At 73.1% G+C, this 14,540-nt stretch carries 11 protein-coding genes; 3 read left to right on the plus strand and 8 right to left on the minus strand.

The features are described 5' to 3' along the window. Positions 1 to 66: 66 nt before the first annotated feature. On the minus strand, positions 67 to 3,768 hold the full coding sequence (locus tag ACPZVR_RS03600; RefSeq protein ID WP_436698196.1) for an Ig-like domain repeat protein: 3,702 nt from the start codon (positions 3,766 to 3,768) through the stop codon (positions 67 to 69). Between the two features lie 310 nt (positions 3,769 to 4,078). On the opposite strand from ACPZVR_RS03600, the gene miaB reads away from it, so the two are divergent. Continuing rightward, positions 4,079 to 5,593: a tRNA (N6-isopentenyl adenosine(37)-C2)-methylthiotransferase MiaB gene (gene miaB / locus ACPZVR_RS03605; RefSeq protein WP_436698197.1), complete on the plus strand. Its 1,515-nt coding sequence runs from the start codon at positions 4,079 to 4,081 to the stop codon at positions 5,591 to 5,593. 51 nt (positions 5,594 to 5,644) lie between these two features. Here miaB and ACPZVR_RS03610 read toward each other — a convergent pair whose 3' ends face one another. The 4 genes from ACPZVR_RS03610 to ACPZVR_RS03625 all read right to left on the minus strand — a co-directional run bounded on the left by ACPZVR_RS03610 (position 5,645) and on the right by ACPZVR_RS03625 (position 7,074). Then, entirely contained in the window at positions 5,645 to 5,908 is a 264-nt protein-coding gene (locus ACPZVR_RS03610) for a hypothetical protein (protein ID WP_436698198.1), read from the minus strand. Positions 5,909 to 5,999: 91 nt separating this feature from the next. Beyond that, positions 6,000 to 6,494, minus strand: coding sequence for an NUDIX domain-containing protein (locus ACPZVR_RS03615; RefSeq protein WP_436698199.1), 495 nt, complete (start codon positions 6,492 to 6,494; stop codon positions 6,000 to 6,002). Positions 6,495 to 6,537: 43 nt separating this feature from the next. Beyond that, on the minus strand, positions 6,538 to 6,741 hold the full coding sequence (locus tag ACPZVR_RS03620; RefSeq protein WP_282403162.1) for an antitoxin: 204 nt from the start codon (positions 6,739 to 6,741) through the stop codon (positions 6,538 to 6,540). A gap of 63 nt (positions 6,742 to 6,804) precedes the next feature. Then, positions 6,805 to 7,074 (minus strand): antitoxin, encoded by a 270-nt coding sequence (locus tag ACPZVR_RS03625; RefSeq protein ID WP_436698200.1) that lies wholly within the window; start codon positions 7,072 to 7,074, stop codon positions 6,805 to 6,807. Positions 7,075 to 7,139: 65 nt separating this feature from the next. On the opposite strand from ACPZVR_RS03625, the gene miaA reads away from it, so the two are divergent. Next, positions 7,140 to 8,081: a tRNA (adenosine(37)-N6)-dimethylallyltransferase MiaA gene (gene miaA / locus ACPZVR_RS03630; protein ID WP_436698201.1), complete on the plus strand. Its 942-nt coding sequence runs from the start codon at positions 7,140 to 7,142 to the stop codon at positions 8,079 to 8,081. On the opposite strand, the gene ACPZVR_RS03635 is transcribed toward miaA, so the two are convergent. The 3 genes from ACPZVR_RS03635 to ACPZVR_RS03645 are packed head-to-tail and all read right to left on the minus strand — an operon-like array spanning position 8,074 to position 12,829. Continuing rightward, positions 8,074 to 9,501, minus strand: coding sequence for a phytoene desaturase family protein (locus tag ACPZVR_RS03635; protein ID WP_436698202.1), 1,428 nt, complete (start codon positions 9,499 to 9,501; stop codon positions 8,074 to 8,076). The two genes, miaA and ACPZVR_RS03635, sit on opposite strands and share 8 nt — an antisense overlap. After that, positions 9,498 to 11,354 (minus strand): DUF3556 domain-containing protein, encoded by a 1,857-nt coding sequence (locus ACPZVR_RS03640; RefSeq protein ID WP_436698203.1) that lies wholly within the window; start codon positions 11,352 to 11,354, stop codon positions 9,498 to 9,500. Before ACPZVR_RS03640 ends, ACPZVR_RS03635 begins: the two co-directional genes overlap by 4 nt. A 2-nt stretch (positions 11,355 to 11,356) precedes the next feature. Beyond that, positions 11,357 to 12,829: a class I adenylate-forming enzyme family protein gene (locus tag ACPZVR_RS03645; RefSeq protein WP_436698204.1), complete on the minus strand. Its 1,473-nt coding sequence runs from the start codon at positions 12,827 to 12,829 to the stop codon at positions 11,357 to 11,359. Between the two features lie 161 nt (positions 12,830 to 12,990). Between ACPZVR_RS03645 and ACPZVR_RS03650 the strand changes: the two genes are divergently transcribed. Next, positions 12,991 to 14,250, plus strand: a complete 1,260-nt coding sequence (locus ACPZVR_RS03650) for a PucR family transcriptional regulator (RefSeq protein WP_436698205.1) — start codon at positions 12,991 to 12,993, stop codon at positions 14,248 to 14,250. Positions 14,251 to 14,540: the final 290 nt, after the last annotated feature.

Here is a 14,540-nt window from a genome sequence, read left to right on the forward strand (position 1 = left end):
AGAAGGCGCGCCGCGGCCCCGGGATCGTGGATCCCGGGGCCGCGGTCGCCGGTGAGTCGCCGAGGATCAGCGCAGGGCGACCACCGCCACCGGCGACGTCGCCTCGTGGTGGGTCTCGCCGGCCGGGAGCACGACGCGCACCCGGACGAACGCGGCCCTCCGCGCCTTCTTCGACCGGGGCACCTTCACCTTCACGGCGGCCGGTGCCCCGGTGAGCGCGACCTGACCACGGGTCGTGAACGCGCCGTTGCCGATGGCGACCTGGACCAGTGCGGTGCCGGCGACCGGGCCGTCGGCACGGACGGTCACCGCCAGCCTCTTGCCCCGGCGCACCGCGGACTTGGTGGTCGCCTCCAGGCCGACCGTCGCCCTGGTGACCCGATAGGTCGCGGCGACCGGTCCGCCGGCAGCCAGCTCGTCGGTGCCGGAGAAGGCGGCGCTGACGGTGTGGTCGCCGACGGCGAGCGTCGCGGGCAGGGGGACCACGACCGTGCCGTCCGCGGGCACGGGGTGGCTGCTGGCGAGTCCGTCGACGGCGACGGTGACCGAGCCGCCCGCGCCGCCGGGGACCAGCACCGTGGCCGTCGACGCCGTGCCGTACGACGCCGAGCCGGTGGAGAGCGAGAGCGCGATCGCCGACTCGCCGCGGCTGAGCCCGAAGGTGACGACGTTCGACGTCGAGGCCTGCGCAGTGGCCGTCTGGCCGAACACGGCGGTCAGCCGGTGGGTCCCGGCCTTCAGCCCGGGCACCGCCAGGGTCGCCACCCCGTCGGCCGTCGGGGCCGAGCCGAGCGAGGTGGTGCCGTCGAAGAACTCCACCGTGCCCGCCCGGTCGGGACCGCTGACCGTCGCGACCAGGCCGAAGGGCCGGTTGATCGCGATCTCCTCCGGCGTCCAGGCGAGCTCGGTGCTGGTGGCGTCCAGCGCCGAGAACGTGCCCCGCGCCTCACGTCCCGTGGCCGCCGCCAGCGCCGTCACCTCGATGACGCCGCGGGTCACGTCCGCCGGCACGGTCAGCGCCGCCGTGGCGACGCCGTCGGAGTCCGCCACGGCCGTGACGGGTGCGACGCCGGCCGGGGTGAAGGTCACCGACTCCCCGGCGCGGAAGCCGTCCGCCTCCAGCGTGACCACGTCGCCCGGGACGGGGGTGCTGTCGCTGGCGGTCACGGTGCCGACCTCGCCGACCGAGGCGTACTCGGCGCACACGTCGCCCGGCACGCCGTACGGCGGCAGCGGACTGCCGTTCGTGACGCCGTCGTCCTCGCGGACGGTGGTGAACACGATCGCCTTGCGCCCCATGACGGCGCCGCGCGTGTTGATCACGCTGGCCTTCAGGCTGGTGCCGTTGGTGGCGCCGGCGAGCAGGTCGCCGTTGAGCGTGGCCGTCACGACCTTGCACGTCTCGCCGGGGGCGAAGGTGACCTTCTCCATCGCGGCGCCGGCGCGGCTCGACGTCGAGCCCAGCAGCGACGCGTAGCCGGTGACCGGGGTCGTGGCCGGCTTGTCCAGCACCACGGCGAGGTCGTAGGTGCCGGGACCGTCGCCCTCGTCGACGTACGGTGCGTAGACGTCCAGCGTGGGCTCGGCCCCGGGCGCCGGCGTGCCGACGGCCGAGCGCTCGAACGCCAGGTCGGACAGGTACGCCGAGCCGGAGGTCGAGCCGTCGCTGCCGGCGGCGCCGGTGAACCGGATCTCGCGGACGTCGGTCACGTCCACGCCGCCGGCGGCGATGTCGGCGACCGGCGCCACGACCTGCTGGAGGACCAGCTTCTTCAGATAGGTCGTGCCGGTCGAGGTGGCCGAGGACGGCAGCCGCACCAGGGCCTGCGGGTTGAGTGCGCTCACCGGCGAGCTCCACGTCGCGCCGGCGCCGTCGACGACGGTGAGGGTCAGGTCCGTGTCGACGGCGACGGACTCGCCGGCCATCAGCTTCACGCTGAGCCGGTCGTGGCCGGAGGCGTCGCGCCTGCCCGCGGGGACGGTGACCCGGAGGTCGTCGGCGGGGCCCGTCCAGCTCAGCAGCGTCGCGGGCGTCGCCGGGACGTTGCCGCCGTTGCTCGCGGGCGTCCAGTGCGGGACCGTCGAGGAGCCCATGGCGCTGCTGGCACAGGGGGCGAGATCCTGGCCGACGGTGCGGCCGGCGAGGCTGGCGCAGACGGTCGCCGTGGCCGCCCCGGTGGTGCGGATCAGCGAGCTCGCGGACTCGAACGAGGCGATGGTCGAGCGGGCCGAGGACGGGGCCGTGGCCTGCGTGCGCACGTCCTCGTCACCGAGCACCTCCGGCACGGCGCCGGTGCCGTCGAACATCGGCAGGAACTGCTCCTCGCCGCCCATCGTCAGCCGGAACCACGCGGTCATGTAGACGGTGCCGAGGTCGTACTGCTCCTGTGGCGTCAGCCGGATCGAGGTGTCCGCGACCGACGGGTCGGTGCCGCAGATCGGCTCGGTACGACGCGCGGTGCTGCCGCTCCAGTCGTCGCTGACCGCGTTCAGGTAGACGCCCGGGGTCCACACCGTGTTGAAGAAGTTGTGGTTCGCGCCCATCACCCAGGTCCCCGAGCGCAGCGAGTCGTCGCCGAACGCGTACCGCGAGTCGTCCAGCATGTGCTGGCCCTGCTGGTTGGAGACGTCGCCGTCGCAGTAGGGGAGGACGACATTCATCGCCACGTCCGGCACGGTCATCCGACCGAAGTCGACCGGCGCCAGCGGCAGGATCGACTCGATGCCGAAGGGCCTCTCACGCAGGGTGTTGAGGACCGTCGCCGAGGTGACGCCCTCACCGCCGCGGGAGTGGCCCATCATGCCGACGTGGTCGAGGTCGAACCGGCCGGCGAGGTCCGCCGGCGTCACGACGTCGAGGGCGTCAGGCGGCGTCACGAAGCCGTCCGCCCGCTCGGCGAGCGCCGCGGTGCCCTTGACCAGCGCCTCGGCGAGGGTCACGTCGGCGTCGGTCGCGGCGTCGTGGAGGCTGACCGGCCGGCCGGCGTTGGCGTCCTCCAGCAGGTCGAGGGTGTCCAGGATCAGCTGGCCCCGGGCCTGGGCGCCCTGGTCGGCGGCCAGCTGGTTGTCGTTGGAGTTGATCGCGTTGGCGGAGATGGAGACCACCGCGTAGCCGTTGCTCGCGAGCGCGCGCGCCGTGCCGTCGTACCCGAGATAGCTGGGGATCGACTTCTGCGTGGCCGAGCAGGGCCACCGCAGCGGGTTGGGGCTGGTCCCGTAGCACGACGTGTGGCGACCGTGCAGCAGCAGCACGACGGGACGCTCGCCGCCGGTCGTGGGCAGGTAGAGCTTGCCCTCCACCTCGCCGCGGACCCCACCGATCGCCGCGAGGTCGACGGCCTGGTCGCCGAACTTGTAGATCGACTCGGTCCAGTCGTAGGCGCCGGGCGCCGACGGGTCCTCCTCCAGGGCGGCGGCGAGGGCGGCCGCGGGCAGCACCTCCTCGGCGGGTGCGGCGGCCGCGGCAGCCGTCGAGCGGCTCGCCCAGCCCGGCTCGACCTCGGTGGCGCCGGCGACGGAGGGATCGGTGGTGAAGGCGGTCAGGGACAGACCGTCGGCGGACTCCATGGCGATGCCGATGGACGTGCCGTCGACCTCGATGGTCGGGGCGTCGGACACGACCGGCAGGCGCCGGTCCAGCTCGACGGTCACCTCGTAGCCGCCCGGCGCGGTGGTGACGGACCAGCCGTCGCCGTCGGCGACCTGGCCGGGAGCCGCCGCACTCGTCGGATCCGTCGGGGCGGCGCCGGCGGGAGGGAGCGGGGACATCGGGACAAGAACGGCGAGGGACAACGGCAGTGTGAGCGCTGCCGCAGCCCGCCGGGACCGGCGGAACAGTGGTGACATGGAGGACTTCCTGCTTGGCGACACGAGCGCCGCCCGAGAGGGGCTACGGATGCAGCTCGGCGTGAGAACCCTCGCGAGCCCCGGTTTCCACCACGTTTCGATCAGCCGGCCGATCGTGTTGCCGCCGCGAGGTGGAGGTAAAACCTTCGGGCCCGGCCGGGTCCGGCCGCACGGGCGCCGCCGGTCCTCCGGTTTCCGGGATGAACCTCCACGCTCGTACCCTGGAGCGGTCATGAGCGCCACCGCAGAACAGCCCCGGACCTACGAGGTCCGCACCTACGGCTGCCAGATGAACGTCCACGACTCCGAGCGTCTCTCGGGGCTCCTCGAGGACGCCGGCTACCTCCCCTTCGACAAGGACGCCGCGGACGGGCAGGCCGACTGCGCCGACATCGTCGTGTTCAACACCTGCGCCGTGCGGGAGAACGCCGACAACCGGCTCTACGGCAACCTCGGGCACCTGGCGCCGGTCAAGGCGAAGCGGCCCGGGATGCAGATCGCGGTGGGCGGCTGCATGGCCCAGAAGGACCGCGACACCGTCGTGAAGAGGGCGCCGTGGGTGGACGTCGTGTTCGGCACCCACAACATCGGCTCCCTGCCGGCGCTGCTCGACCGGGCCCGCAGCCAGCACGAGGCGCAGGTCGAGATCCTCGAGTCGCTGGAGGTGTTCCCGTCGACGTTGCCGACCAAGCGCGAGTCGGCGTACGCCGCCTGGGTGTCGGTGAGCGTGGGCTGCAACAACACCTGCACGTTCTGCATCGTGCCGAGCCTGCGGGGCAAGGAGAAGGACCGCCGCCCCGGTGAGATCCTCGCCGAGATCGAGGCGCTGGTCGCCGAGGGCGTCTCGGAGATCACCCTGCTCGGCCAGAACGTCAACGCCTACGGCGTGGAGTTCGGCGACCGGCAGGCGTTCTCCAAGCTGCTGCGCGCCTGCGGCGCCATCGACGGACTGGAGCGGGTCCGGTTCACCAGCCCGCACCCGGCGGAGTTCACCGACGACGTCATCGAGGCGATGGCCGAGACCCCGAACGTGATGCCCAGCCTGCACATGCCCCTGCAGTCCGGCTCGTCGAAGGTCCTCAAGGACATGCGCCGGTCCTACCGGCAGGAGCGGTTCCTCGGGATCATCGAGCGGGTGCGCGCCGCGCTGCCCGACGCCGCGATCACCACCGACATCATCGTGGGCTTCCCCGGCGAGACCGAGGAGGACTTCCAGGAGACCCTCAAGGTCGTGCGGGAGGCCCGCTTCGCCGGCGCCTTCACCTTCCAGTACTCCAAGCGCCCCGGCACCCCGGCCGCCGAGCTCGACGACCAGGTGCCGCAGGCCGAGGTGACCGACCGCTACAACCGGCTCGTCGAGCTGGTCAACGAGATCACCTGGGACGAGAACAAGCGGCTCGTCGGACGCGAGCTCGAGCTGATGGTCGCCGAGGGCGAGGGGCGCAAGGACGCCGCGACCCGCCGGCTGTCCGGCCGTGCCCCCGACAACCGGCTCGTCCACTTCGAGGCGGACTTCACGCGCATCGACGGCGAGCCGCGGCCGGGCGACATGGTCACCGTGGAGGTCACCTACGCCGCGCCGCACCACCTGGTCGCGGACGGGCCGGTGCGCGCGCTGCGGCGTACCCGCTCCGGAGACGCCTGGGAGCGGCGCACCGCCGAGCCGGTCGCGCCGAAGGGCGTCGGCCTCGGGATGCCGTCGGTCGGCGTCCCGGCACCGCTGCCCGACGCACCCGTCTGCGGCTGACCGGGAGCACCTGCCGGCGCAGGACGTGGCCTGGGTGCGGAGCCCCGGCGCCTACGCGGGTGACTCGCGCTCCGGAGGCACCTCCGGATTCCCCTTGGTGGCCTCGGTGTCGGTGTCCTGGGGCGTGACCGTCTCCGCGGGCAGCTCGTCGTCGGTGGCGGGGTTGTCGGCGGGACGCGGGTCCCGCGGCACGGTGCTGTAGGCCCCGTCGCCACCGACCCCCTCGATCCGGTGCGGACCTCCCGGCGGCGGCGCGGGCGGCTCGGCGACCGGGGTGGGTGCGGGTGGCAGGCCGCCCTCCTCGTCCTTGCTCATGACTCTCCTCCCTCGTGGGTCGGGAGCACCTGAGTGAGCGGTATCCGGGCCGGCCGGTTTCAACCGCGCTCAGAGGCGGCTCCGAGGCGGCTCAGAACCCGTGGTGGGTGAGACCGGGCAGGTCGCCGGAGCGCAGCCCGGCGAGGACGACCGCCTCGTGCGGTACGACGGGCTCGGGCAGTCCGGAGAGGGGGAACCAGCGCAGGTCGGCGCACTTGACGGGCTCGACGATGCGAGGCTCGCCGGACCACGAGCGGGCGGTGAAGAAGAAGTCGATCCGCTCGTCGATCGGCAGGCCGCGGGCGGTGCGCTGCATCGCCGTGGCGAAGGTGAGGTCGAGGTCGGTCACCGCGATCTCCTCGAGCGCCTCCCGGCGCGCGGCGGCCTCGGCGGTCTCGCCGCGCTCGACGTGTCCGGCCGCCGCGGCGGCCCAGTGGCCGTCCATGAAGCCGGTGTTGCGGCGCAGCTGCAGGAGCACCTCGGTGCCCGCAGGGTCCCCGTCGCCGGTCTCCCGCAGCAGGAAGACGTAGGAGGCGGGGACCACCACGAACCTGGTCCTGCCGGTCGTGGGGTCCTGGACGGTCACCGAGGTGCTCGTTCTCTAGGTCGTCGCCGGGCCCGCGGGCCGGTCAGTTGATGTCGTCGTTCTTGCCGTCGAGCGAGTCGAGGGCGTCCTTGGCCTTGTCGGCACCCAGCTCGATCTTGTCGTCGAACTTGCCGCCGGTCTTGTCGGAGGCGAAGTCGGCGGCCTTGTCCACCGCGTCGCCGATCTTGTCGCCCTGTTTGTCGACGGCGTCGGTCAGCTTGTCCTTGGCGTCATCGAGAAAGCCCACGAGAAACCCCCAAAGGTGTGAGTGCGACGGCCCGCCTTGGGCCACCGGCCACACCCTAGAGGATCAGGGCGTCGGCGGGGTGACGCCGCCGGGCGGCGTACCGGGGTCCTGGTCGGGGCCCTGGTCGGGGCCGTCGAGCTTGTCGAGCGCGTCCTTGGCCTTGCCCGTGGCGCTCTCGATCTTGTCGTGGTACTTGCCGCCGGTCTTCTGGTCGACGAAGCCGGCCGCCTTGTCGAGACCGGACTCGATCTTGTCGCCGTGCTTGTCGACCGCGTCACCGACCTTCTCGGTGACGGTGTCCTTGGCGCCCTTCAGCCTGTCCAGGAATCCCATCGTCTGCTCCTCGCGGTCCCGGCCCGAGTGGGCCGCCGGGTGGGGGTCATTGCCACACTAATCCCATGCCGAGCACGTCCACCACGCCGCCGATCGTGGCCATCGTCGGCCCCACGGCCAGCGGCAAGACGGCACTGTCGCTGGATCTCGCCGAGGTGCTCGACGGCGAGGTGGTCAACACCGACGCGATGCAGGTCTACCGCGGCATGGACATCGGGACGGCGAAGCTGCCGCCGGCCGAGCGCCGCGGGATCCCGCACCACCTGCTCGACACCCTCGACGTCCGCGACCCGGCGACGGTCGCGGAGTTCCAGGGCTGGGCCCGCGCGACGATCGCCTCGCTCCGCGCGCGGGGTGCGACCCCCGTCCTCGTCGGCGGGTCCGCGCTCTACACCCGCGCCATCCTGGACCGCTTCGACTTCCCCGGCACCGACGCGGGCGTCCGCGCCCGGCTGGAGACCGAGCTCGCCGAGGTCGGCGCCCCGGCCCTGCACACCCGCCTGCGCGCGCTCGATCCGGCGGCGGCCGAGCGGATCGAGCCGGAGAACGGTCGCCGCGTCGTCCGCGCACTCGAGGTCATCGAGATCACCGGTGCCCCGTTCAGCGCCACCCTCCCTGTCCAGGAGTACGCCGACCCGCGCACGGTCCAGGTCGGCGTCGCGATCGACCGGGAGGTGCTGGAGGCCCGGATCGAGGCGCGGGTGCGCCGGATGTTCGACGACGGTCTGCTCGCCGAGGTGGAGCGGCTGCTGACGCAGGGGCTCGCCGAGGGCCGCACGGCCGCCCTCGCGATCGGCTACCGCCAGGCGATCGCCGTGTTGGCGGGGGAGATGAGCGTCGAGGACGCGATCGGGCGGACCGTGATCGCGACCCGCCAGTTCGCCCGCCGGCAGCTGGCCTGGTGGCGCAACGATCCGCGGATCACCTGGGTGGGCTACGACGACCCGGACCGTGTCGCGAAGGCGCTCGCCGCGGTCCGGGCGGTACGCCGGGACGCCGTCAGCTGAGCCGGGCCAGAGCCGCCTCGGCCGCGTGGAAGCCGCCCATCCCGTGCACCCCCGCGCCGGGGGGCGTGGCCGACGAGCAGAGATAGACGCCGGGGACGCCCAGGACGTAGGGGTTCAACGCGGGGCGGGGACGGAAGGCGATCTGGCGGGCGGTGTTGGCGCCGGCGCTGATGTCGCCGCCGACGTAGTTGGCGTTGTAGGCCTCCCAGTCCGCCGCGCCACGGGTCGACACGGCGAGCACCCGGTCGCGGAAGCCCGGCGCGAACCGCTCGATCTGGCCGAGGATCGCGTCGGTGGCGTCGCCGGCGTACCCGTGGGGGACGTGCGCGTAGGCGTAGATCGGGTTGATGCCGCCGGCGGAGCGGGACGGGTCGCAGAGGTATTGCTGGCCGAGCAGCACGAACGGCCGCTCCGGCATCCGCCCGCGCACGGTGTCGGCCTCGACGGCGGCGATCTCCGCCGCGCTACCGCCGAGGTGGAGGGTGCCGGCCCGGCCGCAGTCCGGGTTGGTCCAGGGGATGTCGCCCTCGATCGCGAGGTCGACCTTGAACGCGGCCGGCCCGTAGGTGTAGCGCGCCAGCGCCCGGCGCACCCGGCCGGGCAGCCGGTCGCCGACGATCTCCAGGACGCCGGCCGGCGCGGTGTCGAGCAGCACCACGTCGGGTGCCCGGCCGGTCAGCTCGCGCAGCTGGTCGAGCGAGGTGACCCGCACGCCCGTGACCACGGTGCCGCCGTACGACGCCAGCTCGGCCAGCAGCGCCCGAGTGATCGACTCGGTGCCGCCCTCGGCCACCGGCCAGCCGACGGCGTGCGCGGCCGCGGCGAGCATCAGCCCGACGGAGGCGCTGAGCGGCAGGTCGAGGCGCCCGAACTTGTGCGCGGCGACGCCGGTGAACAGCGCCCGGGCCGGCTCGTCGCGGAACCGACGGCCGAGCACGGTCGCGGGCAGCAGCGCCTTGAGGCCGAACCGGCCGAGCGTGACCGGGTGCCGCGGGAGGTGCACGACGGGCTGGAACACCTCGGCGATCAGGTCGTCGAAGCGCCGGACCGCGGGCCCGAACATCCGCTGCCACGCGTCTGTGTCGACGCCGAGGGAGGCGGCCGACGCGGCGAGGTCGCGCGTGGCGAGGCCGGCCCGGCCGTCGTCGAGCGGGTGCGCGAGCTCGACCTCGGGCCACCGCCAGCGCAGGCCGTGCCGCTCCAGGCCGAGCGAGGCGAAGAACGGGGAGGCGACCCCGGTGGGATGGAAGGCCGCGCAGTCGTCGTGGAGCAGCCCGGGCAGGGTGAGCTCGCTGGTCCGCGTCCCGCCGCCGGGGCGGTCGTGCGCCTCGACGACGGTGACGGCCAGCCCGGCCCGGGCCAGGTGGATCGCGGCGGCGAGCCCGTTGGGGCCGCTGCCCACGACGACGGCAGTGGTCACGACACAGGATCCTTGCCGGTGGTGAGGGTGGACTGTCGACGGTAGCCGGTGGCCGTCCAGGTCGTCCGCAGCGGCACCGGTCCGTCGGGCAGCCACGGCTGCTCCGCGACGCAGTCGCGCACGTCCCAGGTCCCGCGCTCGACGACACCGAGGGCCGCGTCGATCACGCGGTACTCCTGCGGCCGCGAGGTCCGCCAGGGCGTCGCCTGGGACTCGCAGTAGGCCACGACGAGGTCGCCGGGCTCGAAGCCCAGGCGCCGCTGCACCGCCGCGACCAGCCGCTCGTCGTGCAGGTGGCCGTCGCCGAAGTTCCAGCCGACCAGGATGTTGCACATGAACTCACCCTCGCGGACGTCGCGGCTCTCGAGGTCGTCGAGGTGCTCGCGGAGCACCGAGAACAGGCCACGGCCCTGGCTGTGCATGGACCGCCAGGCGAGCGCCTTCTGGACCGTCATCTCGGCCTCGTCGGCCGTGTAGGTCATGCCCGGCATCCGCTGCAGCTGGTCGGTCTGGGCCTCGACGAGCAGCAGCTCGTTGAGCCGCTGCTCCACGCCCGGCCGCATCGCCCAGACCGCGGAGGCCCAGTTGCCGGCGTACTGGCGCATCGACGGGAGGAAGGACACCAGGTCGGGGCGCAGGTTGCCCAGCACCGGACCGAACAGCAGGAGCGCGAAGATCGGCAGGAGCAGCAGCGGCTCGGAGAACTCCCAGATGTTGTACGTCGACGCGGCGAACCCGTCCCCGAAGCCGCCCCACAGCACGATCGCGATGTAGCCGAAGTAGACGTTCCACTCGAGTGGCACGGCGAGGGGGAACGTCGAGGTGATGTAGACGTGGAACACCAGCATGGCGACCGCCCCCAGCAGCGCGATGGTGTCGTTGGTCGTCACCAGCAGCACGATCGGGATGATGATCTCCACGGTCGTCCCGCCGACGTGGGCCATGAACCACGCGAGCCGCGACGGCCGGATGTCGTCGGGCGCGTTGCGATAGTGGAGGCGCTTGACGACGTTCAGCTGCCCGGGGCTGTTGGACACCATAGGCGGCACCACGTTGATGAAGTGCTCGCCGATCTTGGAGACGCCGGCCCCGATCCACACCACGCAGATGATGATCTTGAACGCGACGACGAGGTTGACGAAGTCGGCCGCCGTCGCGCTGTCGCTCAGCGCGATCGCGCCCAGCGTGGCCGAGAACAGCATGATCGGCAGGTACTGCTCGGAGCGCGCGGCGAGGAAGACGACCTTGTCGCGCAGGCCCATCAGCGGCATCGTCACCAGGATCGGGAGGAAGGCCAGCGGCGGCACCAGCTCCTGCGGGCCGGTCCCGGCGGGCAGGAAGGGCACCGCCTCGGCGTGCACGACGAGCGGGTAGACGAGGCTGGCCAGCACCGCGACGTATAGGACGACGTCGGCGACGGTCCGCTCGTCGCCGCCGGTGAGGGGGACCCGACGGCCCCACGGGGCCATCCGGATGGTGCCGGGGCGCAGCCAGTAGCGGATGTTGCCGAGCATCGGCACGAAGTGGCCGCACAGGGGGCCGAACGCGCCCCCGAGGCCGATCACCTCGAGCAGCATCAGCCAGATGGCGAGCTTCTGGTAGACGACGACATTGTCGAACCAGGTGGCCGGGTCGGAGAACGCCACGTGGTCGGTCGTCCACGACGTGATGGCCAGGCCCACCGCGAAGTAGAGCCCCAGCATCTTGAGGATGTAGACGACGTGCAGCATCCGCGGGGTGTTGAAGCCCTCGGTCACCCAGTTGGTGCTGAGCACCCGGATCCGCTCCTGGAGCGGCAGGGCGAGGAACTCCGCGGGCGGCATCGGCTCCGGCGCGGGCTTGAGGAATCCCATGGTCAGGCTCCGCTCAGTCGGGCCCGCAGCGCGGGCTTGTCGATCTTGCCGACGGGGTTCTTGGGAAGAGCATCCAGCACGTGGAGCGCCACCGGAACCTTGATCTTCGTGAGCTGCTCGCGGCAGCGCGCGAGCAGGGCGTCGACGTCGATGGTCCGGTCGGGGCGCGCGGACACGAAGGCGACCACCACCTCGCCGTAGACCGGGTGCGGCCCGCCCACCACGGCCGCCTCGAGCACTTCGGGGGCGGCGTGCAGCACGTTCTCGATCTCCTTGGGGTAGATGTTCTCCCCGCCTCGGATGATCATGTCCTTGATCCGGTCCACGATCCGCAGGTAGCCGTCCTCGTCGAGGATCCCGACGTCGCCGGTGTGCAGCCAGCCGTCGCCGAGGGTCTCGGCGGTCGCCTCCGGTCGGTTGAGGTAGCCGCGCATCACGTTCGCGCCCTTGATGACGACCTCGCCCCGCTCGCCGGCCGGGACCAGGGTGCCGTCGGGCGCCATGATCGCGACCAGCTGTCCGGGCAGCGCCGGACCGACGGTGCCGGGCTTGCGCAGCCCGTCGACCGGGTTGCAGGTCGACGCGCAGGTGCCCTCCGACAGGCCGTACCCCTCCACCAGCGGGAAGCCGAACCGCTGCTCCACCGCCGCGAACAGCTCCGGCGGCGCCGGCGCTGCGCCGCAGATCGCGAAGCGCACCGAGCTCACGTCGGGCCGCACCTCGACCGGCAGCGCGACCAGGTGGGAGTAGATCGTCGGCACCGCCGAGAAGTACGTCGGACGCAGCCGCTCGATCGTCTCCAGGAACTCCACCGGGTGGAAGCGCGGCAGCACCGAGAGCTGCGCGCCCACCGACATGGGCGTGAGCCAGCTGACGCAGATCGCGTTGACGTGGAAGAGCGGCAGGACGAGCAGGCAGTGGTCGTCGGCGTCGATGCCGATGGCCTCGCCCATGCTGGAGATCATCGCCGCGACGTTCCCGTGGTCGAGCATGACGCCCTTGGGGCGGCCGGTCGACCCGCTCGTGTAGACCAGCAGCGCGAGGTCGCCGGTCGAGGTGCGCGGTGGCGGGAGCGTGCTCGCGTCGTCCGGCTCGGTGGCGAGGTCGGCGACGTCGAGCGTGGTGGCGGTGCCGAGCCGGACCGTGGGATCGGCGGCGACGACCAGCGCCGCACCGGAGTCCTCCACCTGGTGACCGGCCTCGGCGGCGGTGAAGGTCGGGTTGACCGGCGTCGCCGCCGCGCCGAGCCGCCAGGCGGCCATGATCGCGACGAGCAGCTCGACCCGGTTGGGCAGCATCACCGCGACGACCGACCCGCGCGTGACGCCGAGGGCGGCGAACTGACGGGCCGCCGCGTCCACCCGGTCGCCGAAGGCCCGGTAGGTGAGCTCGGTCCGGTCGTCGCGGACACACGGGCGGGCGTCGTACGACACGGGACGCAGCCAGGGCAGCCAGGTGAGGCGCTCGAGGGTCATGCGGGGAATCTAGGACCGGCTCCGACCGTGGCTCTTGGTCTCCAGGACCAAAGTCCGGCGCGGATGAGGGCTCCGGCGGCCAAGGCGGAGCGGCATTCAGGTCTGGCACCATGGCGTGACCGCCGTCACGGGTTGGTGCGACGATCCAAAGGAGGCTGGCCGTGTCGGACGCCGAGACCGAGATCCAGGGGATCGCCGCGCTCCTCGCCGAGCGCCAGATCGAGCTGACCGCCGAGCTGGTCGACGCCTTCCGCGACCGGATCCCGGAGCTGCCGACGGACCCGGCGCTGGTGGAGCTGCTCGTCGGCAGCTCGGGCGCCAATCTCGAGACCTTCGTGCACCTGATGCGGGGCCACATGCAGGTCAAGGACGTGCACGCCCCCACCGCGGCGGTGGAGTACGCCCGGCGCCTGGCGCAGCGGGGTACGCCGCCCAGCGCCCTGCTGCGCGCGTACCGGATCGGCCAGCAGCTGATCCTGCAGTGGGCGCACGCCCAGATCACCGGCGGCATCGCCGACCCGACCCTCGCGCTGCGGACCGCGCAGCTGCTGACCGACACCTCGTTCCTCTACATCGACGCCGTCTCCGAGGACGTCGTCCTGGCCTACCAGGAGGAGCGTGAGCGGTGGCTGGCCAACCGCAGCGCGGTCCAGCGCGAGACGGTCGAGGCGCTGCTGCGCGGCGACCGGCTCGACCTCGCCGCGACCGAGGCCGCGCTGGGGTACCGCCTGCGCCAGCACCATCTGGGCCTGGTGCTGTGGACCGCGCCCGGCGCCGGCGGCCTCACCGACCTGGGGGCCGTCGAGCGCACCGTCGCCCGGATCGCCGAGCGGATCGGCGCGGCGGGCCAGCCGCTCTTCGTGCCCCGCGACCGTGAGACCACCTGGGCCTGGCTCCCGATCGGGCGCACCGCCGAGGTCGACCTCGCCGGCGTCGACGAGGCGCTCGCGACCGGCGACGACCAGGTGCATGTCGCGGTCGGCCCGCCCGGCGCCGGTGAGCCGGGCTTCCGCACCACCCACGACGGTGCCGTCGCGGCGCAGGACGTCGCTCAGCTCGGCCAGCACCCCGCCGGCCAGGCCGTCAGCTACACCGAGCCCACCGTCCGGGCCGCCGCCCTCCTCGCCCGCGACCTGCCGGCCACCCGGCGCCTCGTCCTCGCCGCCCTCGGCGACCTCGCCGCGGACTCCGACGGCGCCGCGCGCCTGCGGGAGACCCTGTTGGCGTTCGTCGAGGAGCGGGAGAGCTATGTCGCCACCGCCGCCCGGGTCCACCTGCACAAGAACACCGTGAAGTACCGCGTCGACCGCGCCGTCGAGGCCCGCGGCAAGCCGCTCGGCGAGGAGCGGCTCGATCTCGAGCTCGCCCTGATCGCCTGCCGCTGGCTCGGCCCCGAGGTGCTCGTCCGCTCGCCGGCGTGAGTCGGGCCGCCCGTGCGACGCTCCGGGCCGCGGTGAGCGGACAGCCGTGCGGCGGCCGGCGGCCGGCGGGCGTCAGCGGGTGACACGCGGCCGTGCCTGCGGAGGAGGAGTGCCTACGGGGAGGACCGTTCGGGCGGCGAGACGGTAGCGGACGTGCCGGTGGGGCGCTCGGACATGCCTGAAGCCCCGCAGGTGCGTGCCTCTGCGGGGTGGGGGGCGGGATGGCTACTCGTCGGGTGGGTCGGGGTCGCTCGACCGGCGCGCGTCGGTCCGGAGGGGGTGGGTGCCGC

This window comes from Nocardioides segetis (genome assembly GCF_051390595.1).
In the GTDB taxonomy this organism is placed as follows: domain Bacteria; phylum Actinomycetota; class Actinomycetes; order Propionibacteriales; family Nocardioidaceae; genus Nocardioides.

Excerpts from the sequence above, each read along its gene's own strand:
- ACPZVR_RS03600 (WP_436698196.1), bottom strand. The coding sequence starts at position 3,768 with ATGTCCCCGCTCCCTCCCGCCGGCGCCGCCCCGACGGATCCGACGAGT.
- miaB (WP_436698197.1), top strand. The coding sequence starts at position 4,079 with ATGAGCGCCACCGCAGAACAGCCCCGGACCTACGAGGTCCGCACCTAC.
- ACPZVR_RS03610 (WP_436698198.1), bottom strand. The coding sequence starts at position 5,908 with ATGAGCAAGGACGAGGAGGGCGGCCTGCCACCCGCACCCACCCCGGTC.
- ACPZVR_RS03625 (WP_436698200.1), bottom strand. The coding sequence starts at position 7,074 with ATGGGATTCCTGGACAGGCTGAAGGGCGCCAAGGACACCGTCACCGAG.
- miaA (WP_436698201.1), top strand. The coding sequence starts at position 7,140 with ATGCCGAGCACGTCCACCACGCCGCCGATCGTGGCCATCGTCGGCCCC.
- ACPZVR_RS03640 (WP_436698203.1), bottom strand. The coding sequence starts at position 11,354 with ATGGGATTCCTCAAGCCCGCGCCGGAGCCGATGCCGCCCGCGGAGTTC.
- ACPZVR_RS03645 (WP_436698204.1), bottom strand. The coding sequence starts at position 12,829 with ATGACCCTCGAGCGCCTCACCTGGCTGCCCTGGCTGCGTCCCGTGTCG.